The 22240-nt window shown below is 58.7% G+C and carries 25 protein-coding genes; 16 read left to right on the top strand and 9 right to left on the bottom strand.

Annotation, left to right across the window (positions count from 1 at the left end; translation table 11 throughout):
* Positions 1-471 precede the first annotated feature (471 nt).
* Positions 472-1692: a CaiB/BaiF CoA-transferase family protein gene (locus tag QMX93_RS22030; RefSeq protein ID WP_053116419.1), complete on the bottom strand. Its 1221-nt coding sequence runs from the start codon at positions 1690-1692 to the stop codon at positions 472-474.
* A 13-nt stretch (positions 1693-1705) separates the two neighbouring features.
* Positions 1706-2887: an acyl-CoA dehydrogenase gene (locus QMX93_RS22025; protein WP_282357950.1), complete on the bottom strand. Its 1182-nt coding sequence runs from the start codon at positions 2885-2887 to the stop codon at positions 1706-1708.
* A gap of 156 nt (positions 2888-3043) precedes the next feature.
* Here QMX93_RS22025 and QMX93_RS22020 point away from each other — a divergent pair, with 156 nt between their 5' ends.
* From QMX93_RS22020 to QMX93_RS21975, 10 genes are all read left to right on the top strand, one after another.
* Complete coding sequence (locus QMX93_RS22020; RefSeq protein ID WP_282357949.1) at positions 3044-3943, top strand: LysR family transcriptional regulator; 900 nt, start codon at positions 3044-3046, stop codon at positions 3941-3943.
* A gap of 434 nt (positions 3944-4377) precedes the next feature.
* Positions 4378-5499, top strand: a complete 1122-nt coding sequence (locus QMX93_RS22015; protein ID WP_282357948.1) for a Re/Si-specific NAD(P)(+) transhydrogenase subunit alpha — start codon at positions 4378-4380, stop codon at positions 5497-5499.
* Between the two features lie 15 nt (positions 5500-5514).
* Positions 5515-5835, top strand: coding sequence for an NAD(P) transhydrogenase subunit alpha (locus tag QMX93_RS22010; RefSeq protein ID WP_003187417.1), 321 nt, complete (start codon positions 5515-5517; stop codon positions 5833-5835).
* A complete protein-coding gene (locus tag QMX93_RS22005; protein ID WP_282357947.1) occupies positions 5835-7268 on the top strand; it encodes an NAD(P)(+) transhydrogenase (Re/Si-specific) subunit beta in 1434 nt (477 codons plus the stop codon). Before QMX93_RS22010 ends, QMX93_RS22005 begins: the two co-directional genes overlap by 1 nt.
* Positions 7269-7482: 214 nt before the next feature.
* A complete protein-coding gene (locus QMX93_RS22000) occupies positions 7483-8976 on the top strand; it encodes an acetyl-CoA hydrolase/transferase family protein (protein WP_008081132.1) in 1494 nt (497 codons plus the stop codon).
* A gap of 321 nt (positions 8977-9297) precedes the next feature.
* Complete coding sequence (locus QMX93_RS21995) at positions 9298-9513, top strand: DUF1127 domain-containing protein (protein ID WP_053116413.1); 216 nt, start codon at positions 9298-9300, stop codon at positions 9511-9513.
* 376 nt (positions 9514-9889) lie between these two features.
* Positions 9890-10207: a DUF2388 domain-containing protein gene (locus QMX93_RS21990; protein WP_008081137.1), complete on the top strand. Its 318-nt coding sequence runs from the start codon at positions 9890-9892 to the stop codon at positions 10205-10207.
* 107 nt (positions 10208-10314) lie between these two features.
* Positions 10315-10632, top strand: a complete 318-nt coding sequence (locus QMX93_RS21985) for a DUF2388 domain-containing protein (protein WP_053116412.1) — start codon at positions 10315-10317, stop codon at positions 10630-10632.
* A 42-nt stretch (positions 10633-10674) separates the two neighbouring features.
* Positions 10675-10995, top strand: a complete 321-nt coding sequence (locus QMX93_RS21980; protein WP_007911662.1) for a DUF2388 domain-containing protein — start codon at positions 10675-10677, stop codon at positions 10993-10995.
* Positions 10992-12953: a DUF4105 domain-containing protein gene (locus QMX93_RS21975; RefSeq protein ID WP_282357946.1), complete on the top strand. Its 1962-nt coding sequence runs from the start codon at positions 10992-10994 to the stop codon at positions 12951-12953. Before QMX93_RS21980 ends, QMX93_RS21975 begins: the two co-directional genes overlap by 4 nt.
* 170 nt (positions 12954-13123) lie before the next feature.
* Here QMX93_RS21975 and QMX93_RS21970 read toward each other — a convergent pair whose 3' ends face one another.
* The 3 genes from QMX93_RS21970 to trpB all read right to left on the bottom strand — a co-directional run bounded on the left by QMX93_RS21970 (position 13124) and on the right by trpB (position 15761).
* Complete coding sequence (locus tag QMX93_RS21970) at positions 13124-13579, bottom strand: anti-virulence regulator CigR family protein (RefSeq protein WP_282357945.1); 456 nt, start codon at positions 13577-13579, stop codon at positions 13124-13126.
* 122 nt (positions 13580-13701) lie between these two features.
* Positions 13702-14514 carry a tryptophan synthase subunit alpha gene (gene trpA / locus QMX93_RS21965; RefSeq protein ID WP_282357944.1) on the bottom strand — a complete coding sequence of 271 codons (813 nt, stop codon included), beginning with the start codon at positions 14512-14514 and terminating at the stop codon, positions 13702-13704.
* Entirely contained in the window at positions 14514-15761 is a 1248-nt protein-coding gene (trpB, locus tag QMX93_RS21960; protein ID WP_282357943.1) for a tryptophan synthase subunit beta, read from the bottom strand. Before trpB ends, trpA begins: the two co-directional genes overlap by 1 nt.
* Before the next feature lie 114 nt (positions 15762-15875).
* On the opposite strand from trpB, the gene QMX93_RS21955 reads away from it, so the two are divergent.
* Positions 15876-16793, top strand: coding sequence for a LysR family transcriptional regulator (locus tag QMX93_RS21955; protein ID WP_053116407.1), 918 nt, complete (start codon positions 15876-15878; stop codon positions 16791-16793).
* Here QMX93_RS21955 and QMX93_RS21950 read toward each other — a convergent pair.
* Entirely contained in the window at positions 16766-17092 is a 327-nt protein-coding gene (locus tag QMX93_RS21950) for a DUF883 family protein (RefSeq protein ID WP_007911686.1), read from the bottom strand. The two genes, QMX93_RS21955 and QMX93_RS21950, sit on opposite strands and share 28 nt — an antisense overlap.
* A 157-nt stretch (positions 17093-17249) precedes the next feature.
* Between QMX93_RS21950 and QMX93_RS21945 the strand changes: the two genes are divergently transcribed.
* Both QMX93_RS21945 and QMX93_RS21940 read left to right on the top strand, forming a co-directional pair.
* Positions 17250-17465, top strand: a complete 216-nt coding sequence (locus QMX93_RS21945) for a dodecin (protein WP_053116406.1) — start codon at positions 17250-17252, stop codon at positions 17463-17465.
* A 128-nt stretch (positions 17466-17593) separates the two neighbouring features.
* On the top strand, positions 17594-17818 hold the full coding sequence (locus QMX93_RS21940) for a DUF1161 domain-containing protein (RefSeq protein ID WP_053116405.1): 225 nt from the start codon (positions 17594-17596) through the stop codon (positions 17816-17818).
* A 158-nt stretch (positions 17819-17976) separates the two neighbouring features.
* On the opposite strand, the gene QMX93_RS21935 is transcribed toward QMX93_RS21940, so the two are convergent.
* Positions 17977-18978: an LLM class flavin-dependent oxidoreductase gene (locus tag QMX93_RS21935; protein WP_282357942.1), complete on the bottom strand. Its 1002-nt coding sequence runs from the start codon at positions 18976-18978 to the stop codon at positions 17977-17979.
* Between the two features lie 242 nt (positions 18979-19220).
* Here QMX93_RS21935 and QMX93_RS21930 point away from each other — a divergent pair, with 242 nt between their 5' ends.
* On the top strand, positions 19221-19652 hold the full coding sequence (locus QMX93_RS21930; RefSeq protein WP_053116403.1) for an OsmC family protein: 432 nt from the start codon (positions 19221-19223) through the stop codon (positions 19650-19652).
* Positions 19653-19884: 232 nt separating this feature from the next.
* Entirely contained in the window at positions 19885-20124 is a 240-nt protein-coding gene (locus QMX93_RS21925; RefSeq protein WP_008081158.1) for a DUF1161 domain-containing protein, read from the top strand.
* 6 nt (positions 20125-20130) lie between these two features.
* Here the strand turns inward: QMX93_RS21925 and QMX93_RS21920 are convergent, their stop codons facing one another.
* Positions 20131-20550, bottom strand: coding sequence for a hypothetical protein (locus QMX93_RS21920; RefSeq protein ID WP_008081161.1), 420 nt, complete (start codon positions 20548-20550; stop codon positions 20131-20133).
* A 40-nt stretch (positions 20551-20590) separates the two neighbouring features.
* Complete coding sequence (locus tag QMX93_RS21915) at positions 20591-21013, bottom strand: hypothetical protein (RefSeq protein ID WP_053116402.1); 423 nt, start codon at positions 21011-21013, stop codon at positions 20591-20593.
* A 60-nt stretch (positions 21014-21073) separates the two neighbouring features.
* Between QMX93_RS21915 and QMX93_RS21910 the strand changes: the two genes are divergently transcribed.
* Positions 21074-22150 carry an aminopeptidase gene (locus QMX93_RS21910; protein WP_282357941.1) on the top strand — a complete coding sequence of 359 codons (1077 nt, stop codon included), beginning with the start codon at positions 21074-21076 and terminating at the stop codon, positions 22148-22150.
* Positions 22151-22240 lie beyond the last annotated feature (90 nt).

Raw genomic sequence — 22240 nt, 5'->3', positions numbered from 1 at the left:
CTCCACAAGCACCCACACGAATTGCTTGATTCAGTTGTTAAAGAGCGGTTGGTTAAGATCTTTCGTCTCAACCGAGGCGCGCATTCTACAGCAGCCTCATTTGCTGTCAAGTGATTATTTTCAGAAGTTTTCGAAGAATTCTTCAACAACTTCAACCACTTGCGCTTCAGATCTCTCGTCAGCGGGAGGCGAATTCTACAGCGTTACACGCTGCTGTCAACACCTCTTTTTCAACTTCTTTTTGGCTTCGATGAACTGAGGCACTTGCTGCCGAAACCTACTTAACTCATTGAATCTCAAGGAGTTTTCCGTTTCGACTGCGCCGGAAGTGGGGCGAATTATAGACCTCTGGGATTTGCCGTCAACCGTTAATTTCGCTTTTCTTTCAATAACTTGCAGATTGGCTAAATAACGACCAAATGCACCTATATAAAGGAAGCAAACGTGATCCCTTCTATATAGAAGGAATCTTTAGAGCACCCCAGCCGCCTTCAGCTCAGCCACCGCACCCGCGCCCAAGCCCAGCACACCTTGAAGAACCTCCAGCGTATGCTCACCCAATAAAGGAGGGGCGCGCCGATACTCAACCGGTGTCTGCGACATGCGGATAGGGCTGGCCACTTGCGGCACCATTCCCGCCAGTGCGTGCGGCAGCTCTATCGCCAGACCACGCGCCTTCACCTGTGGATCCTCGAACACCTGGGACAGATCATTGATCGGCCCACAAGGCACGCCCGCCTGCTCCAGCTCGGCAACCCACTCGGCAGTCGTCTTGAACACCGTCGCCTGGCGAATCAGCGGAATCAACACCGCCCGGTTCGCCACCCGCAGCTTATTAGTAGCGAAGCGCGGATCGTCAGCCCACTGTGGCTGCCCCGCCACTTCGGCAAACTTGCGGAACTGCCCGTCGTTACCCACGGTAAGAATGAAATCGCCGTCGGCCGTAGGAAAGTCCTGATAAGGCACGATGTTCGGATGCGCATTACCCAGACGCTTAGGCGCGTTGCCCGTCGTCAGGTAATTCATCGCCTGGTTAGCCAGACACGCAACCTGCACATCCAGCAACGCCATATCGATGTGTTGGCCGCCCCCGTCGTGATCGCGATGAGCCAACGCCGCAAGAATCGCCACCGTCGAATACAGACCGGTAAGAATATCCGTCAGAGCCACACCGACCTTTACCGGCCCGGCACCTTCATCACCCTCGGGACGACCGGTCAGGCTCATCAGCCCGCCCAGCCCCTGAATCATGAAGTCATATCCAGCACGCTTGGCATAAGGCCCGGTCTGGCCGAACCCGGTAATCGAGCAATAGATCAGGTTCGGATTGATCGCCTTCAGCGATTCATAGTCCAGCCCATACGCCGCCAGACCACCGACCTTGAAGTTCTCGATAAGGATGTCCGACTTCGCCGCCAGCTCGCGCACCAGCTTCTGCCCCTCAGGACGCGTGAAGTCGATAGTCACCGATTGCTTGTTGCGGTTGGCCGACAGGTAATAAGCCGCTTCCGAAGTGTTCTCGCCATAAGCGTCTTTAAGGAAGGGCGGCCCCCAGGCGCGCGTGTCATCACCATTACCCGGGCGCTCAACCTTGATCACTTCGGCGCCAAGGTCGGCGAGGATTTGCCCGGCCCAGGGCCCGGCCAACACTCGCGATAAATCCAGTACCCGCAGATGCGACAGCGCGCCCATGGTCGCTCTCCTATTAATAGAACGCCTGCAGACCGGTTTGCGCACGGCCGAGAATCAGCGCGTGAACGTCGTGAGTGCCTTCATAGGTATTCACCACTTCCAGGTTGACCAGGTGACGGGCCACGCCGAATTCATCGGAGATACCGTTGCCGCCCAACATGTCGCGCGCCATACGGGCGATGTCTAGCGACTTGCCGCAGGAGTTGCGCTTCATGATCGAAGTGATTTCGACCGCCGCAGTACCTTCATCTTTCATACGACCCAGACGCAGGCAGCCTTGCAGCGCCAACGTTATCTCGGTCTGCATGTCGGCCAATTTCTTCTGGATCAACTGAGTAGCGGCCAATGGGCGACCGAACTGTTGACGATCCAGCGTGTACTGGCGAGCGGTGTGCCAGCAGAACTCGGCAGCGCCCAGTGCGCCCCAGGAAATGCCATAGCGCGCAGAGTTAAGGCAGGTGAACGGGCCTTTCAGACCGCGCACGTCCGGGAAGATGTTCCCTTCAGGTACAAACACGTTGTCCATGACGATCTCACCGGTGATCGATGCACGCAGGCCGACCTTGCCGTGAATCGCCGGAGCGCTCAGGCCTTTCCAGCCCTTCTCCAGGACGAAGCCACGGATGTCGCCGGCATCGTCCTTACCCCAGACCACGAACACGTCGGCGATCGGGCTGTTAGTGATCCACATTTTCGCGCCGGTCAGGCTGTAGCCGCCTTCGACTTTGCGTGCACGGGTGATCATCGCGCCCGGGTCGGAACCGTGGTTTGGCTCGGTCAGGCCGAAGCAGCCGATCCATTCGCCGGACGCCAGTTTCGGCAGGTATTTCTGTTTCTGGGCTTCGGTACCGAATTCGTTGATCGGCACCATCACCAGCGAGGACTGCACGCTCATCATCGAGCGATAGCCGGAGTCGACCCGCTCCACTTCACGAGCAATCAGGCCGTAGCTGACGTAGTTGAGGCCGCTGCCACCGTACTGCTCAGGGATGGTCGCGCCCAACAGGCCGACTTCGCCCATTTCGCGGAAGATCGCCGGATCAGTCTTCTCATGACGGAAAGCTTCAAGAACACGCGGCGCGAGCTTCTGCTGAGCGAACTGCTCGGCGGTGTCGCGGATCATGCGCTCTTCTTCGGTGAGCTGTTGATCCAGCAGCAGGGGATCGATCCAGTTGAAGCTAGCTTTACCGCCCATGAGTGTGTCCTCCAATCGGGTGAATTAACGTGGCATTGATCCTAGGCGCGGTTCGCCGTCGCGGCAAACGAGGATTTCGCATTCTGTTGTGCTAATTTCTCACTCCGAAACGTCGCGAAATGCCTTTTATGCGGCGCATTAGTGAGGTTGACGTACATGCGCAGGAAGATTCCCAGCACCACCGCCCTGATCAGCTTCGAAGCCGCCGCACGTCATGAAAGCTTTACCCGCGCCGCCGAAGAACTTTCCCTCACCCAGGGTGCCATTTGCCGACAGATCGCCAGCCTTGAGGAATTCCTCAGCGTCGAACTGTTCCGACGTTCGCGACGGGGAGTGAAACTGACCGAAGCAGGACTTTCCTACAGTCGTCGGGTCGCCACGCAACTCGATGCGGTTGAGCGCGACACCCTCTCAGTGATGGGCCAGCAAGGCACCAATGTGATCGAACTGGCGGTGGTGCCAACCTTCGGTACGCAATGGCTGCTGCCGCGCCTCAAGGATTTCCAGCTCAAGCACCCGGAAGTCACGGTCAACCTGACCAACCGCACGCGGCCCTTCCTGTTTGCCGACACGGAGTTCGATGCGGCGATCTACTTTGGCGACGCCGATTGGTCGGGTACCGAATCCCACAGACTGATGGGCGAGAATCCGATGCCGGTTTGTAGCCCCGCCCTACTCGGCAACAAGACGCTTCTCACAGCCTGCGAAATTGCCGAGCTACCGTTGTTGCAGCAGACCACTCGCCCGTACGCCTGGCGACAGTGGTTTAACTCGCAACACCTGAATATCCCGCGCGACATGACAGGCCCACGCTACGAGCTATTCTCCATGCTCGCCCAGGCAGCCATGCACGACATGGGCATCGCACTGATTCCACCGTTCCTGATTCAGCGTGAGTTAGCCGAGAAGCGCTTGGTGATTGCCAACCCGCAAGCACTCTCCAGCATCAAGGCCTATTACCTGATGATTCCCGAACGAAAGGTCGAATCAGCGTCATTAAAGGCATTTCGTGACTGGCTGGTAATTCAGGCGCAGAGCTACAGCCTAGAAGGATGAAGGCTTACAGCAATACCTAACCCCGTAGTCAGAAAATCAAAAGCCCTACAGATATAAGTATTTGTCGCTATTCAGCAGACTGTATCCGAAAGTCGTACAGACGTCCCACAAGCGCCTGACGACGTGGCTTTGAGCCTGCATGGACGACACATTGCTGCCTATTCACGCCACCGATGAGAAATATTTTCATAATCGGTCACAATCCTTGTAAGGCACGGCCTGCAAGGGATTCAGCTGGCCATCTGCGACATTCGGTCACGGCATGACTTGTAGTTAATTTTCCGTCACCCGTCATAATCCCTTGAAGGGCATAAAGTTCGCCTGCAAAATGCCGCGCCCCGCCCTGATTTGGCGGGATCGTGCTGATCGGCCGCCCCAGTCGCACCATCCGTAGTGCATGGGTTTACTCAATAAGATCACGCAGGAGATTTGACGTGCACATTGGTGTTCCTCTCGAAACCCAGACCGGTGAAACACGGGTTGCTGCAACCCCGGAAACCATTAAAAAGCTGATCAGCCAAGGTCATAAGGTCACTGTGCAAACCGGCGCCGGCGTTAAAGCCAGTGTGGTCGACAGTGCCTATGAAGCGGCAGGCGCAACCATTGGCAGTGCCAATGACGCGTTTGGCGCCGAGCTGATTCTCAAAGTGGTCGCGCCAAGCGATGCCGAACTGACGCTGATCAAGCGCGGTACGGTGTTGGTCGGCATGCTCAACCCGTTCAACAACGAAACCATCGCGAAGATGGCCGAGTGCGGCATTACCGCGTTCGCCCTCGAAGCGGCGCCGCGCACCTCGCGCGCGCAGAGTCTCGATGTGTTGTCGTCGCAAGCGAACATTGCCGGCTATAAAGCTGTGTTGCTGGCCGCTCATCACTATCCGCGCTTCATGCCAATGCTGATGACCGCTGCGGGCACCGTGAAAGCGGCGCGCGTGCTGATTCTTGGCGCTGGCGTGGCCGGGTTGCAGGCGATTGCCACGGCGAAACGCCTGGGTGCGGTGATCGAAGCGTCTGACGTACGTCCGGCGGTAAAAGAGCAGATCGAATCCCTCGGCGCGAAGTTCGTCGACGTGCCGTACGAGACCGATGAAGAGCGCGAATGCGCCGTCGGTGTCGGCGGTTACGCGCGGCCAATGCCGGCGAGCTGGATGCAGCGTCAGGCCCAGGCCGTGCACGAGCGCGCCAAGCAGGCTGACATCGTCATCACCACCGCGCTGATTCCGGGCCGCAAGGCACCGACGCTGTTGAGCGCGGACACCGTGGCGCAGATGAAACCGGGTTCGGTGGTCATCGACCTCGCGGCGGCTCAGGGCGGCAACTGCCCGCTGACCGTGGCTGATCAGGTCGTGGTCGAGAATGGCGTGACCATTTGCGGCCCGACCAACCTGGCCGGCGAAGTCGCTGCAGACGCTTCGGCACTGTACGCACGCAACCTGCTGGACTTCCTCAAGCTGCTCTTCACCAAAGAAGGCCAGTTCGACGTCAACCTCGAAGACGACATCGTCGCCGCGTGCCTGATGTGCCGCGACGGCCAAGTCATCCGCAAAAACGCCTAAGCAGGGATTCAGACGATGGAAGAGCTTATCTCCCCCGGTATCTACAACCTGATCATCTTCGTGCTGGCGATTTATGTCGGTTACCACGTGGTCTGGAACGTTACACCTGCGCTGCACACGCCGTTGATGGCGGTGACCAACGCCATCTCGGCGATCGTGATTGTCGGCGCCATGCTGGCGGCGGCATTAACTGTCACGCCGCTGGGCAAAACCATGGGCACCCTCGCCGTGGCACTGGCGGCGGTCAACGTGTTTGGTGGCTTCCTGGTCACCCGCCGCATGCTTGAGATGTTCAAGAAGAAAGCCCCGAAAGTAAAAGAAGAGGCGCCGAAGTAATGAGCATGAATCTCGTCACGACGCTCTACCTGATCGCGTCGATCTGCTTTATCCAGGCCCTCAAAGGCCTGTCGCACCCGACCACCTCGCGGCGCGGCAACCTGTTCGGCATGCTCGGCATGGCGTTGGCGATCCTCACCACCGTCGGCCTCATCTATAAGCTCGGCGCTGAGCTCGCGACTGCCGGTATCGGCTACGTGATTATTGGCCTGCTGGTCGGCGGCACGGCCGGTTCGATCATGGCCAAGCGCGTTGAAATGACCAAGATGCCGGAACTGGTCGCCTTCATGCACAGCATGATCGGCCTCGCGGCAGTGTTCATCGCCATCGCTGCGGTGGTTGAGCCGCAATCGCTGGGCATCGTTAAACAGCTGGGCGACTCGATCCCGACGGGCAACCGTCTGGAGCTGTTCCTCGGCGCGGCGATCGGTGCGATCACCTTCTCCGGTTCGGTGATTGCGTTCGGCAAGCTGTCGGGCAAGTACAAGTTCCGTCTGTTCCAGGGCGCACCGGTACAGTTCACCGGTCAGCACAAGCTCAACGCGGTGCTGGGTCTGGCTACGCTGGCACTCGGCCTGACCTTCATGTTCACCGGCAACCTCACCGCGTTCGCGCTGATGCTGGCGCTGGCGTTCGTGATGGGCGTGCTGATCATCATCCCGATTGGCGGTGCAGACATGCCGGTCGTGGTGTCGATGCTCAACAGCTATTCGGGCTGGGCGGCGGCAGGTATCGGCTTCTCGCTGAACAACTCGATGCTGATCATTGCCGGTTCGCTGGTGGGTTCGAGCGGTGCGATCCTCTCGTACATCATGTGCAAGGCGATGAACCGTTCCTTCTTTAATGTACTGCTCGGCGGTTTCGGCAACACAGCCGATGCAGGCCCTGCCGGTGCGAAAGAAGCCCGCCCGGTAAAATCCGGTTCGGCTGACGACGCGACTTTCCTGCTGACCAACGCCGACACCGTGATCATCGTGCCGGGTTATGGCTTGGCAGTAGCGCGTGCACAACATGCGCTGAAAGAGCTGACCGAGAAGCTGACCCACCGTGGTGTGACCGTGAAGTACGCGATCCACCCGGTTGCCGGCCGTATGCCGGGGCACATGAACGTCCTGCTCGCCGAGGCCGAAGTGCCTTACGATCAGGTGTTCGAGATGGAAGACATCAACTCCGAGTTCGGCCAGGCCGACGTGGTGTTGGTGCTCGGCGCGAACGACGTGGTCAACCCGGCCGCGAAGAACGATCCGAAGTCGCCGATTGCCGGCATGCCGATTCTGGAAGCATTCAAGGCCAAGACCATCATCGTCAACAAGCGCTCGATGGCCAGCGGCTATGCCGGTCTGGACAACGAGCTGTTCTACCTGGACAAGACCATGATGGTGTTCGGCGACGCGAAAAAAGTCATCGAAGACATGGTTAAAGCGGTCGAATAATTCCCCGCTGCAACACCGAACGCCCCGACTTGTCGGGGCGTTTTTGTTTGCGCAAACAGTCGGACAATTTGCCGCGTTGTTGCAGATCCAGTAACGGTGTTTTACTTGAAACCCGCTGAATAGACGCCTCGTTTGCGACCTTGGTAGCGGGACAGGCGCCCGTCAAATTCACTAGACTGCGCATCCTGCTACTCGCTTCCCGAGATAATAATCCATGTACCGTGACCGTATTCGCCTGCCTTCGTTGTTGGACAAAGTGATGAGCGCCGCCGACGCAGCCGCTCTGATTGAGGACGGCATGACCGTCGGCATGAGCGGTTTCACCCGTGCCGGCGAAGCCAAAGCCGTCCCTCACGCATTGGCCGAGCGCGCCAAGGTCACGCCGCTGAAGATCAGCCTGATGACCGGTGCCAGCCTGGGCAACGACCTCGACAAGCAACTGACCGAAGCCGGCGTGCTGTCGCGGCGCATGCCGTTCCAGGTCGACAGCACTTTGCGCAAGGCGATCAACGCCGGCCAGGTGATGTTCATCGACCAGCATCTGTCGGAAACCGTCGAGCAACTGCGCAATCAGCAACTGAAGCTGCCGGACATCGCGGTCATCGAAGCCGTGGCCATCACCGAACAGGGCCACATCGTGCCGACCACTTCGGTGGGCAACTCGGCGAGCTTCGCGATTTTCGCCAAACAGGTGATCGTCGAGATCAACCTGGCGCACAACGCTAATCTCGAAGGCCTGCACGACATCTATATCCCTACTTATCGCCCGACGCGCACGCCGATCCCGCTGGTAAAAGTCGACGACCGTATTGGCAGTACAGCAATTCCGATTCCGCCGGAGAAGATTGTCGCCATCGTTATTACCCAGCAGTCGGATTCGCCGTCCACCGTGTCGACGCCGGACGTCGATACCAACGCCATCGCCGAGCACCTGATCACCTTCTTCAAACAGGAAGTCGACGCCGGGCGCATGACCAACAAGCTCGGCCCGTTGCAGGCCGGCATCGGCAATATTGCCAACGCGGTGATGTGTGGCCTGATCGATTCGCCGTTCGAAGACCTGACCATGTACTCCGAAGTGTTGCAGGATTCGACCTTCGACCTGATCGACGCCGGCAAGCTGAGCTTTGCTTCGGGCAGCTCGATCACCTTGTCGGAGCGCCGCAACAGCGACGTGTTCGGCAATCTCGAGAAGTACAAGGACAAATTGGTGCTGCGTCCGCAGGAGATCTCCAACCACCCGGAAGTGGTGCGCCGCTTGGGCATTATCGGGATCAACACGGCGCTGGAGTTCGACATCTACGGCAACGTCAATTCCACCCACGTCTGCGGTACGCGGATGATGAACGGCATCGGTGGCTCGGGTGACTTCGCGCGCAACGCGCACCTGGCGGTGTTCGTGACCAAGTCGATCGCCAAGGGCGGCGCGATCTCCAGCGTAGTGCCGATGGTCAGCCACGTTGACCACACCGAGCACGACGTCGACATTCTGGTGACCGAAGTCGGCCTCGCCGATCTGCGTGGCCTGGCGCCACGGGAGCGTGCGCGGGTCATCATTGATAACTGTGTGCACCCGGACTTCCGCCAGGCGCTCAACGATTACTTCACGGCGGCCTGTGCGATTGGTGGCCACACCCCGCACATCCTGCGGGAAGCGCTGAGCTGGCATATGAACCTGGAAGAAACCGGGCGCATGCTGGCGGTGTAATTCACACAGATGAACCGCTGATGCAAACACAGTTTGCATCGGCGGACTCTCGCAAGTCTCCCGCCCGACAAAAACTGTACTGCTGTACTGGTCATTTCCTACAGCATTTGCCTACCTTTCCTGACGAATTGAGCAAAAACGCACTACTTAAGTGCGGACAGGTACAGTTTGCTCTATTTCGACCCGTACACCGCCTATAAACAGTTAACTGGTCACTCACAATACAGTTGAACTGTATCTAGAGAGACTAGGCAAACGAGAGGATCATGGGCACCAGTCAAACCACTACCTGATCCCGCCACAAGCGGAAGGATGTCAACCATGGAACGTACACTCAGTTCCGAACTGTTCTTCGAAGACAAAGCTGCAAAAAACCAGGCTTCCATGCCTCTGCGCGTTCTCGCTAACCTGATGTTGTGGCAGCGCCGCATCTCCAGCCGCCACCAATTGGCCCGTCTGGATTCGCGTTTGCTGGCTGACGCCGGTATCAGCGAAGCTCAACGCTACGAAGAGCTGAGCAAGCCGTTCTGGCGCTAAGCAGCGTCGCTGGCTCTGGTCGTTAGACCCACCGCCAGCAACCCGAATTGCACAAGCAAAACCCGTCGTGGGAAACCACGACGGGTTTTGTCGTTTCAGCCCCTGAAAAACCCAAACCAGTACAGTTCACATAATTCTAAATAAAACCATTACAATTGTAGGAGCTGCCGAAGGCTGCGATCTTTTGATCTTGAAAATCCAAAGCAAAAGATCGCAGCCTTCGGCAGCTCCTACAGGTTTTTCGTCTGGATGCTGGTTTGGCGAACGCATCTGCGCCTAATATCCACACAGAACGTGGCGAATGATGCGCAACAGGCGTCTGACTCCTCAGATACCGAGCCACCTCTCAATACGGTTTATTCACAGGAGTTACATCATGTCCCGTCTTCGCCTGCTCAGCGCTGCTGCCCTTCTGGCCGTTGCTGCCAACGCCAGCGCCACCAGTTTCATCGTTACCACTGACGCCGTCGTCGGTGCGCTGAAATCTTCGTCCGACGCCACTTCCGATGTGACCTCGTCGTTCCGTGACGACAAAATCGTCCTCGCTGCCCGTGATGACGCGGCCAGCTTCGTCGCTACCCAAGGCGATATCCGTGGCGTGAAACTGGAAAGCGCGCTGGATCACATCCGCCACCAGGCTCCACAACTGAACGCGACCGACGCAGAGCTGGCTCAGGCCATCCTGACGATCTAAGCGATTCGAGCATTGCGGGACACGCCAGCCGTGTCCCGATGTTTCGAGACTGGCTCTGGCCCGGGCATTGCGCTAGCCTTGCGGCTCGCTAACAGTTACCGAGTCCGATGCGTTTTCTTCCAAATCTGCTGATCCCTTCCGTATTGCTGAGCGCCTGTTGGGCGACGTCGGTCGATGCCTATGATGCTTTCAATGCGTCGACGCAAGGCATTGTCGTCAGTGGTTACGCCACCAGCATGGTGTCTTCCGCGCCTTTCGACCGTAAACTGCTGTTCGCCGCTCACGATGACGCGGCAGCGTTCGTGGCCAGTGACGGCCAATTGCGTGGGGCGCAGCTGGAATCCGCGCTGAATTACCTGCGTAAAAAACGGCCGAAACTTCATGTCTCTGACCTTGAACTGGCAGAAGCAATTCTCGTCCAATAGTTAACACAGCCCTTAGTTAACCTGTCCCTCCGGAGTCGTTCCATGCGTAGCCCGCTGATTGCTGCCGCCCTTGGCCTGTTTTTGTTGGCCGACGTGGCCCAGGCGCACACCCTGGTAGCCACCAGTAACATCATCGTTCGTGCCTCCCAGCGCACCATCGATTTCACCTCCGACACCACCACCTCGATCCGCGACTCGAAAATCATCCGCGAAGCGCACGATGACGCCGCCAGTTTCGTCGCCACCAATGGTGATATCCGTGGCGCGCACCTTGAAGCCGCCCTCAACACTTTGCGCACCCGCGTCCCGGAAGCCCGCGACGCCAGTGATCAGGTACTCGCCGAAGCCATCCTCGCACTGTGAAGTCACTCGGCGCCTGGCTGCTGGCCGGCGCGTTGTTGCTACTTGGCAACAGCGCCCACGCCAGCCTGCAATTGCGGCTCAAGACCGACGGTCTGAGCCCCGCCCAACAACAGGCCAGCCAGGCGCTGATCGATGAGGCGATGCAAAAACTGCCGCCGAGCTTTATCGAGCGGCTGGATCGGCGCATCGATGTCGGCTGGACTGACGACATGCCCGCCAACGCCTACGGCCAGGCGACGCTGGTTGCCGAACTCGATCTGAACCGCAAACTGCTCGCCGGCCTCACCGATGGCAGCGCCGCGAAAGAAAAAACCAATCGCCCCCACGGCACTGTGCGCCAGGAATTGCTCGCCACGGTGCTGCACGAAATTACCCACATTTATGACCGCGCCCGCTTGTGGCCGGACGCCGAGCGCACGCTGATCCAGCGTTGCACCCGCCGCTTCAACAGCGCCGGGCTGATAGGCATCCCAGATGAATGCCGTGGTCAGAACGGCCGTCGCTTTACCCTCAGCGATGATCCGCGCTTGCTTGATCTCGCCGGTTGGCAGCAATACGTCGGCCGTCGCGGTGAGCGTGAGCAGCACAATCGGCAGATCGCCCGCAGCCCCGATCTCTACGAGATTTCCAGCCCGAAAGAGTTCGTCGCGGTCAACATGGAGTACTTCCTTCTCGACCCGAGCTACGCCTGCCGCCGCCCCGCGCTGTACCGCTATTACCAGCAACATTTCGGCTGGGCGCCACCGGCCAAAGACACTTGCAGCAAGACCTTCGCGTTTTTGAACGCCGGTAACGACTTCGCCAAGCAGCCACTGGGGCACGTCGATCCGGAGCGGGTTTACGCGGTTGATTACTTGCTCGCAGAGGCCAATCAGAACTGGGTCAGCCGCTGGGGCCACAGCATGTTGCGCCTGGTGATCTGCGCGCCGGGCCGTCCGCGTGGGCCGGATTGCCGACTCGATCTCGATCAGCATCTGGTGTTGTCGTACCGTGCCTTTGTCGGCGATGTGCAGCTATCGAGCTGGGACGGACTGGTCGGCAAATACCCTTCACGGCTATTCGTACTGCCGCTGGCGCAGGTGATCGACGAATACACCAAGACCGAATTGCGCAGCCTCGCCTCCGTGCCGATCAACCTGTCACGGGAAGAGATCGAAGGCGTGGTCGAACACGCTGCCGAGATGCATTGGAGCTACGACGGCAACTACTTCTTCCTCTCCAACAACTGCGCGGTGGAAGGTTTGAAACTGTTGCGCAGCGGCAGTGATAACAGCCGGTTCGTTGGACTCGACAGCATCATGCCCAACGGCTTGCTGGAAGTGATGAAGGGCCGCGGGTTGGCCGATACCAGCGTGTTGGATGATCCGAAAGAAGCGCTGCGTCTGGGTTATCGTTTCGACTCGTTCCGCGATCGCTATCAGGCGATGTTTGATGTGTTGAAGAAGCAGCTGCCGATCAAACAGACCACCGTTGAGGAATGGCTGTCGCTCACCGCCGAAGAACGCCGCGAGTGGTTCGAGCGTGCGGATCTGCGCACCAGCGCCGCCTTGTTGTTGCTGGAGCAGGCGAGTTATCGACGTCAGTTGTTGTTGGCTCAGGATGAGGTCAAGCAGCGCTACCTCGGCGCGCGCGAGCTGGAGAACGGCGGCATGGACAAGGCCAACGCGACGCTGCAGGAAATCCTCGCCAACAGTGGTTTTCTCAGTCGTCCGGCGGAGCTTCTTGATAGTCGTGGTTATGGGTTGCCACAGCCGAGCGAGTTCAAGCGACTGGAAGATGAAAGCAGCCAGCGGCAGAAGAAGTTGCTGGTGCTGTCGGGTGATCTGGATGCGGAAGTGCGCAAGTTGCTGGAGCCGAAGCGCGCTGCCGAGATTGCCGCGAGTGAGGAGAATGTGAAGCAGATTGGCGCGCATCTGCGCAAATTGCACAAGGCATCGGGTGGACTGGAGCTGCCCTGAACCTGATGCTGAGTGCATACCTTGTGGCGAGGGGATTTATCCCCGTTGGGTCGCGAAGCGGCCCCAAAATCAGCTAACCCGGTCAATCAGATAAACCGAGTCCGCTGAATTGCGACTGCTGCGCAGCCGAACGGGGATAAATCCCCTCGCCACAGGTGATGTGTGTCAGATCAATTGAGGACACCATCGAGAATTTCGTAAACGATCCCGGTGCCCACCGCGATCAGCACGATATCGCCGCCAGTCCGGCGCCATTCGTAGCCCGGATACACCGGCAAGCGACCCAACGCGCGACTGTCCAGACGCTCGCCGTAATAGCCGTGCGGCAGCGGCCGGCCACGCTCCAGATGAATCCCCGGAGGCGGCGGTGCGCCGCGTACAAAGTAGCCATGATTGTCACGAATGGTCTGGCGCACCGGGCCAAAGTCGTGCGGTGGCGGGCCGCCACGGTGATCGTTCTGCGGGCCACGATGATCGTCGCGATGATCATCACCATGGTTATCGTAATGGCCCTGCGACGGGCCGCCGTGGTCGTGATCGTCGCGCTGATCGGCGCTGGCCAGCAGCGGCGTTGCACTGATCATCAGTACGCCCAGTCCGGCTATCAGACGTTTCGGCATTTTCATCGGGTCTTTCCTCACGGCACAAACAGCAAAAAGGGCTGCAGAACGCTGTTCTGAAGCCCTCGGTCTTGCTGGATTAGTCTGCGCTTTGAGGTGCTAATTCCTCTGTATCAGGAACTTTACCTTCAGCTGACGCGGGCCTTACGCACGCCTTCGGACAGTGCCGAGCACAGACCCAACACACCGTCGACGGCTTGGGCTGGCGTGGTCGCATTAGCGATGTGATCGATCAATGCCGAACCCACCACCACACCATCAGCCAGACGCGCGATGGCCGCCGCTTGCTCCGGCGTGCGGATGCCGAAACCGATGCTGATTGGCAGATCGGTGTGACGACGCAGACGGGTCACCGCCTCTTCGACGTGTTCCAGCGTCGCAGCGCCAGCACCGGTCACACCGGCCACCGACACGTAGTAAACGAAACCGGAGCTGCCATTGAGCACTCGCGGCAGACGCGCATCGTCGGTGGTCGGCGTGGTCAGACGGATGAAGTCCAGACCGGCAACCTGCGCCGGGTCGCAGAGTTCTGCGTTGTGCTCAGGCGGCATGTCGACCACGATCAGGCCATCGACGCCGGCCTCTTTCGCGTCAGCGATGAAGCGCTCAACGCCATACATGTGGATCGGGTTGAAGTAACCCATCAGCACCAGCGGCGTGTCGCTGTTGCCTTCACGGAACTCGCGAACCATTTGCAGGGTTTTCACCAGGTTCTGTTTGGCGCCCAAGGCACGGATGTTCGCCAACTGGATCGCCGGGCCATCGGCCATCGGGTCGGTGAACGGCATGCCCAGCTCGATCACGTCGGCGCCCGCACCCGGCAAACCTTTGAGGATCGCCAGCGAAGTGTCGTAGTCCGGATCACCGGCGGTGACGAAGGTCACCAGCGCGGCGCGGTTCTGTTCTTTGAGGTCGGCAAAACGGGTTTGCAGGCGGCTCATCAGTGTTTCTCCTGCTTTGACTGCTCTTGCTGAGAGTGTTCCATGTGATGCATGACGGTCTGCATGTCTTTGTCGCCACGGCCCGACAGATTGACCACCATCAGGTGATCCTTCGGCAGCTTCGGTGCGCGTTTGAACACTTCGGCCAAGGCGTGGGCGCTTTCCAGTGCAGGAATAATCCCTTCCAGGCGGCAGCATTTGTGGAACGCATCCAGCGCTTCGTCGTCGGTCACCGAGGTGTACTGAACGCGGCCGATGTCATGCAACCACGCGTGTTCCGGGCCGATACCCGGGTAGTCGAGGCCGGCGGAAATCGAGTGGGCGTCGATGATTTGGCCATCGTCGTCCTGCAGCAGGAAAGTACGGTTGCCGTGCAACACACCCGGAACGCCGCCATTCAGGCTCGCCGCGTGCTTGCCGGTTTCAATGCCGTAACCGGCCGCTTCAACACCGATGATTTCAACGCTCTTGTCGTCGAGGAACGGGTGGAACAGGCCCATCGCGTTGGAACCGCCACCGATGCACGCCACCAGGCTGTCCGGCAGACGACCTTCCTGCGCTTGCAACTGATCGCGGGTTTCCTTGCCAATCACGGCCTGGAAGTCGCGAACCATCGCTGGGTATGGATGTGGGCCGGCCACGGTGCCGATCAAGTAGAAGGTGTTGTCGACGTTGGTCACCCAGTCACGCAGGGCTTCGTTCATCGCGTCTTTCAGGGTGCCAGTGCCGGCAACAACCGGAATCACTTCAGCGCCCAGCAGTTTCATGCGGAAGACGTTGGCCTGCTGACGTTCGATGTCAGTGGTGCCCATATAGATCACGCAATCCAGACCGAAACGTGCGGCGACGGTGGCAGTGGCCACGCCGTGCATGCCAGCGCCGGTCTCGGCGATGATGCGTCTCTTGCCCATGCGCCGCGCCAGCAGAATCTGGCCTATGCAGTTGTTGATCTTGTGCGCGCCGGTGTGGTTCAGCTCTTCGCGCTTGAGATAAATCTTCGCGCCACCGCAGAACTCGGTCAGGCGTTCAGCGAAATACAGTGGGCTCGGACGTCCGACGTAGTCACGCTGGAAGTAGGCCAATTCTTCTTTGAAGGCCGGATCTTCCTTGGCCGCTTCGTATTCGCGGGCCAGATCGAGGATCAACGGCATCAGGGTTTCCGCCACGTAGCGGCCACCGAACGAGCCGAACAGGCCGTTATCGTCCGGGCCATTACGCAGATCAGAGGTGTTCGAAGTCTGGGTCATGATTCGCTCCAGGTGAATTCGGGTAAAAAGACAATGACGACCACTCTACCCCTGACCTACTACGCTGAAAACCGATAAGATCGCCACAACCTGTCAGGAAAACTCACAGATACCATGAGCCACGACCTTCCCCCGCTGAACGCCCTGCGCGCGTTCGAAGCGACCGCCCGTCTGAACAGTGTCAGTCAGGCTGCCGAGCAGCTACACGTTACTCACGGTGCGGTCAGTCGTCAGCTCAAAGTGCTCGAAGAACACCTGGGTGTCAGCCTGTTCGTCAAGGATGGTCGCGGCTTGAAACTCACAGATGCCGGCATGCGTTTGCGTGATGCCAGTGGCGAAGCTTTTGATCGGCTGCGCAGTGTTTGCGCCGAGTTAACCCAGAGCACCGCCGATGCGCCGTTTGTACTCGGCTGTTCTGGGAGTTTGCTGGCGCGATGGTTTATTCCGCGTTTGGGGCGATTGAATGCTGATCTGCCGGATTTGCGCCTGCATCTGTCGGCGGGTGAAGGCGATCTCGATCCACGACGTCCGGGGCTGGATGCTTTGCTGCTGTTCGCCGAACCGCCGTGGCCAGCAGATATGCAGGTTTACGAATTGGCCGCAGAACGCATCGGCCCGGTGATGAGCCCCCTGTTCAGCGGCTATCAGCGTCTGCAAGCCGCGCCAGCCTCGGCACTGCTCAATGAACCGCTGCTGCACACCACCTCGCGCCCACAAGCGTGGCCAAGCTGGGCACAGCAAAGCGACCTCGACGCAAAAGCGCTGAAGCTCGGGCAAGGTTTTGAGCATTTGTATTATTTGCTGGAGGCAGCCGTCGCTGGTCTCGGCGTGGCCATCGCGCCGGAGCCGTTGGTGACGGAAGATTTGAAGGCCGGTCGCCTGGTTGCGCCTTGGGGCTTCAGTGAAACCCCGGCGCAACTGGCGTTGTGGCTACCCAAGCGCGCCGCAGACGGACGCGCTCGGCAACTGGCGCAATGGCTCAAGAACGAGCTGCGCCAGAGCGATCACTCGCCGCGCTTGAACAGCAAGTAAGCGGCCAGCAGACCGATCGCACCGACCGCGACACCGGCGGTCGTCCACGGATGTTCCTGGGCGTAATCGCGGGTGGCGATCCCGGTCTCACGGGTTTTCACTTTGACTTCTTCATAGGCATCGCTGAGCAGGTGACGCGAATGTTTCAGCGCGCTTTCAGCATTGCTTTTCAGCGCCTTGAGGGTCTTGCGCGACTCGTCCGAAGCGTCGTCCTTCAGGCTTTCCAACGACTTGAGCAGACTCTCGATCTCGGCTTCCATGCTTTGCAACGAGGCTTTACGTAAAGAGGTGTTGGCCATGGTGGCTCTCCTGCATTGGTGATGAGTGGCGTGTGTTGGTTGGGACTTCGGTGGTTCGAGAAAGTGCAGAAAATCTGAACTTCGCCTGCTCAGCGCCGCCGAAATCAACAGTGCAGATTCACTGCTAGTCTCAATCCCACACGCCAAGGAGTTCGTTATGAGTGACCATCACACGTACAAGAAAGTCGAGCTGGTCGGTTCGTCGACCACTAGCATCGAAGAAGCCATCAACAACGCAATTGCCGAAGCCAACAAGACCATTCGCAACCTGGAATGGTTTGAAGTGACTGAAACCCGTGGTCATATCGAAAACGGTAAGGCTGCGCACTTTCAAGTGACGCTGAAAGTCGGCTTCAAGATTGCCAGCAGCTGAGTTTGGACTAGTCTTCTGAACTTGCGCGCTGGCCGAGTGCCATAGGAATGGCAAAGCGCTATAGGGTGAGCGCATCGGGTGGATGACCCGATGCCCGCCTCTTTCAATCCGACCAGGGAGTGCGACCGATGAAGAAGTTTATGTTGGCGGTAGGTTTGTTGAGCCTTGCGGGTGGTGCGTTTGCTGCCGGTAAGCCATGTGAAGAGCTGAAAAGCGAGATTGCGGCGAAGATTGATGCCAAAGGTGCTTCCGGGTATTCGCTGGAGATTGTCGACAAGGGCGCAGATGCTGGCGCTAAAGTTGTTGGCACCTGCGAAGGTGGTACCAAGGAAATCGTCTACAAGCGCGGTTGATTGCGCCTGAAATACAAAAAGCCGACGTGAATGCGTCGGCTTTTTTGTGTCCCATGTAGGAGCTGCGGCACGCTGCGATCTTTTGATCTTGCTCTAAAAACCTAGATCAAAAGATCGCAGCCTCGTTTCACTCGACAGCTCCTACAGGGGGCCGCGCGTTATCCTTTCATGACTTGCGCCAGCAGTTCGTACGAATGCACCCGATCAGCATGTTCATACAAATCGCTGGTAAAAATCAGCTCATCCGCCTGCGTCTGCTCAATCAGCACTTCCAGCTTCGCGCGAATTTTCTGCGGGCCGCCCACCATCGCCAGCCCAAGGAAATCACCCACCGCCTCACGCTCATGCGGCAGCCACAGGCCGTCCATGGTTTTCACCGGCGGACGCTGCACCAGACTCTGCCCGCGCATCAGCGCCAGAATGCGCTGGTACACCGACGTCGCCAGATAATCCGCCTGCTCATCGGTATCTGCGGCCACCAATGGCACACCGAGCATCACGTACGGCTTGTCGAGCACTGCCGACGGTTTGAAGTGATTGCGATAAACGCGGATCGCCTCATGCATGAAGCGCGGGGCGAAGTGCGAGGCGAATGCGTATGGCAAACCGCGTTCACCGGCCAGTTGTGCACTGAACAGACTGGAACCGAGCAACCAGATCGGCACATTGGTGCCCGTGCCCGGCATCGCGATCACCCGTTGATCCGGGGTGCGCGGGCCGAGGAAGCGCACCAGTTCGGCGACGTCCTCGGGGAAATCATCAGCGCTGCCTGAACGCTCGCGGCGCAGCGCACGCGCGGTCATCTGATCGGAACCAGGCGCACGGCCCAGACCGAGGTCGATCCGCCCCGGATACAGGCTTTCCAGGGTGCCGAACTGCTCGGCGATCACCAGCGGCGCATGGTTGGGCAGCATTACGCCGCCGGAGCCTACGCGAATGGTCGACGTACCGCCGGCCAGATAGCCGAGCAGCACCGAGGTCGCCGAGCTGGCGATGCCGTCCATGTTGTGGTGTTCCGCCACCCAAAACCGCGTGTAGCCGAATTTCTCGACGTGCTGCGCCAGATCCAACGAATTGCGCAGCGCTTGCGCCGGGCTGCCGTTTTCGCGCACTGGCACCAGATCGAGAGTAGAAAATTTTACGTCGGACAGTTGTTTCATAAACCTGCGTCTCCGAGTGAGGAGGCAGGTTTTTCTATGCGAACGAAAACCTGCCGAATCCATAAGCGTGTTTAAGCAATAAGGGCATATACCCGAGTTTCAATAGCAGCGACAAAATTTCCTACTAAAAAAGTCAACGATTCAGACGGGCTGAACTTTGTTCCGACGTCTATCCTCAGAAGCCTTGCAAGCAAAAACCACGACGACGCGGCGTTTCCGCGTCAGATCTTGAGGAGGCAGACATGGCTATCGTGAAGAAAGCATCCGCACATTGGGCAGGCGATCTGAAAACCGGCATCGGCTCGATCTCCACCGAAACCGGTGTCCTCAGAGAAGCACCGTACGGCTTCAAGGCCCGCTTCGAGGGCGGCAAGGGCACCAACCCGGAAGAACTGATCGGCGCTGCACATGCCGGTTGTTTCTCCATGGCGTTCTCGATGATTCTCGGCGATGCGGGCCTGACGGCTGACAGCATCGATACTCAGGCGGAAGTGACCCTTGATCAGGTGGACGGCGGTTTCGCGATTACCGCGGTGAAGCTGATTCTCAAAGCGAAAATCCCTGGGGCGACCCAAGCGCAGTTTGATGAGCTGAGCAAAAAGGCCAAGGAAGGGTGCCCGGTGTCGAAAGTGCTGAATGCGCAGATCAGCCTGGAGGCGACGCTGGTCAGCTGATTCTGCGTCAGCAGGTCTGACGCTTTCGCGAGCAAGCCCGCTCCCACTTTGGAATGCATTTCAAATGTGGGAGCGAGCCTGCTCGCGAAGGCCATTCACAAAACACCGCAGCACCTGGATCAGACTGCACATCTTGTGCGCAAAGTCAGAACTCGCTTCACCAAAATATGGTCGAATACGTGACAGCAGCTTCAGCGCACGCCCGTGCGCGCTGCCTCAGGGAGCTTCACTCATGAAACGTATTGGCTTGGCCATCCTCTGCAGTGCATTGGCCACTTCGGTTGTTGCGGCACCGAAAGACTGCGAAGAACTGAGAAAAGAAATCGAGATCAAGATCCAGGCCAAAGCCGTGCCTTCGTACACGCTGGAAATTGTCAGCAAGGAAGAGGCGGCCAAGCACGATATCGCCATGGTGGTGGGTTCGTGTGAGAACGGCACCAAAGCGATCATCTATCAGAAGAACGACTCCTGATAACGCTTAAGGCACGCAGTTGATCTGCCGTTCTTCGGCAACGATCTGCCCCTGACGATTGATCAACCGGGCGCTTGGCGTGAAGGCCAGCGACCGTGCTTCGAGCCGGTAACGTTGCCCGGCTTCGAAGTGGTCATAGGGTACGGTCATGTAACACAGGCGTTCCTGCGGATCGGTATCCATGCCCTGACCGCCGCCGAAAATCTCGAAATCGAAGCGCACCGTCAATTCATGGCTGCCCGGCGTGACCTGGAAAAAACGCCCATCGCGTAGACGCTGATTATCCAGGCGTTCAGCCATCAACACTTTGCCGCCGGGTGTCGGCATCGAAAAATCGACCCAGGCCATCTGTGGATCGACCGCTGGCAGCGGGCTCTGACAGCCGGCAAGCACACTTCCTACCAGCAACAACGTCAACCTGCGCATGATCAATGTCCTTTGATGTGGACAGCCAGCATACCGCCGATCAGGTCTTCTGGCAGCCCGCCGGTGTGCCCTGCCCGACGACTTTGCGCTGCTCATCATAAAGTTTGGCCCATGGCCGGAAACCAATACTGCCCGCCTGCAACTGATAGCGTTGGCCGGCGTTGAAATCCTTGAATTTCACATTCAACTGGCAATCGCGCCACAGCGGTTCGGCGTCGGGGCCGATGTTGCTGGCGTCTACCGGGAACTGATAGCGCACCTTCAATTCATGGCTGCCGGGCTCGACTTCGAAATAGCGTTTATCAATCGCGGCCTGGCTGTCGACCTTCAGCGCTTGCAGAGTCGTGTCCTGTTGCCGGGCATCGAGATCGATCCAGGCTTGTGAGGGGTCAGGGTCGGGCATTCCGAAATTGGCACAACCGGCCAGCGTCAGCAGGCCTCCCGTCAGCATCAACATGCGCATAGCGGTGCTCCTTAAGGCGGGATAGTCTTGCGAGCAGACTTTCCGGGGGGATTTCTTATTGTGATCAGGCCGTTTGCAAGCCATGGGTTACTTGATCGCGTTTTTCGGATTTTGTTTCCGGGTGTGATGTTTTTGTTGCTCAACGGTTGCGCCAGCGTCAGCTATTACAACCAGTTGGCCAGCGGTCAGCTGCAACTGCTGCGGGCGCGCGAGCCAGTGGCCGAGGTGATTGCCGACCCGGGCCGCGATGCGAAGTTGCGCGCACACCTGAGCCAATCGCAAAAGGCTCGTGCCTTCGCCAGCGAACATCTGCACCTGCCCGACAACCAAAGCTATCGCCTGTACGCCGACATTGGCCGGCCGTTCGTGGTGTGGAATGTGTTCGCCACTCAGGAGTTTTCCCTGACGCCGCAGAACCATTGCTTCCCGATTGCCGGGTGTGTGGCTTATCGCGGCTATTACAGCCAAGGCGCTGCGCGAGGCGAGGCGGCGATCCAGCGCTTGCAGGGCATGGACGTATCGATTGGCGGCGTCGAGGCCTACTCGACGCTGGGTTGGTTCAACGATCCGATCATCAACACGATGATGGGCTGGGGCGACGAACGCCTGGCCACGCTGATCTTTCATGAACTGGCGCATCAGCGCTTTTATGTGAAGGATGACACCGAGTTCAACGAGTCCTTCGCCACGTTTGTCGAGCAGGAAGGCACGCGGCAATGGCGCGCGTTTCGCGGGTTGCCGGCGGATACCGACTCGCGGTTGCAGCAGCGGGATCAATTCATTGAGCTGGTGCTGGATGTGCGCTCACGGCTGGAGAAGCTGTACGCACAGCCATTGCCGGCTGAGCAAATGCGCGAACGTAAAGCGGCTGAGTTCGAACAGTTTCGTCGGGACTATCGGGTGATGCGCGATAGCCAGTGGGCTGGGGATAAACGCTATGACGCCTGGGTGAACGCGCCGCTGAACAATGCGCGGTTGTTGCCGTTTGGCCTGTACGACCAGTGGGTGCCGGCGTTTTCGGCGTTGTTCAAACAGGTCGGGGGAGATTGGCTGAGGTTTTATGCCGAGGCTGAGCGGTTGGGTGGGTTGCCGGTGACTGAGCGTAAGGCGGCGCTCAAGGCATTGGCGGGATACTAATTTCGTGTTGGCTGGGCTGGCCTCTTCGCGGGCAAGCCTTGCTCCTACAGATGAATCGCGGGTGCGCTTTTTGTAGGAGCAAGGCTTGCC

The organism is Pseudomonas sp. PS01303 (genome assembly GCF_029959385.1).
Taxonomy (GTDB): domain Bacteria; phylum Pseudomonadota; class Gammaproteobacteria; order Pseudomonadales; family Pseudomonadaceae; genus Aquipseudomonas; species Aquipseudomonas rustica.
This window is presented reverse-complemented; position numbering and strand designations above follow the sequence as displayed.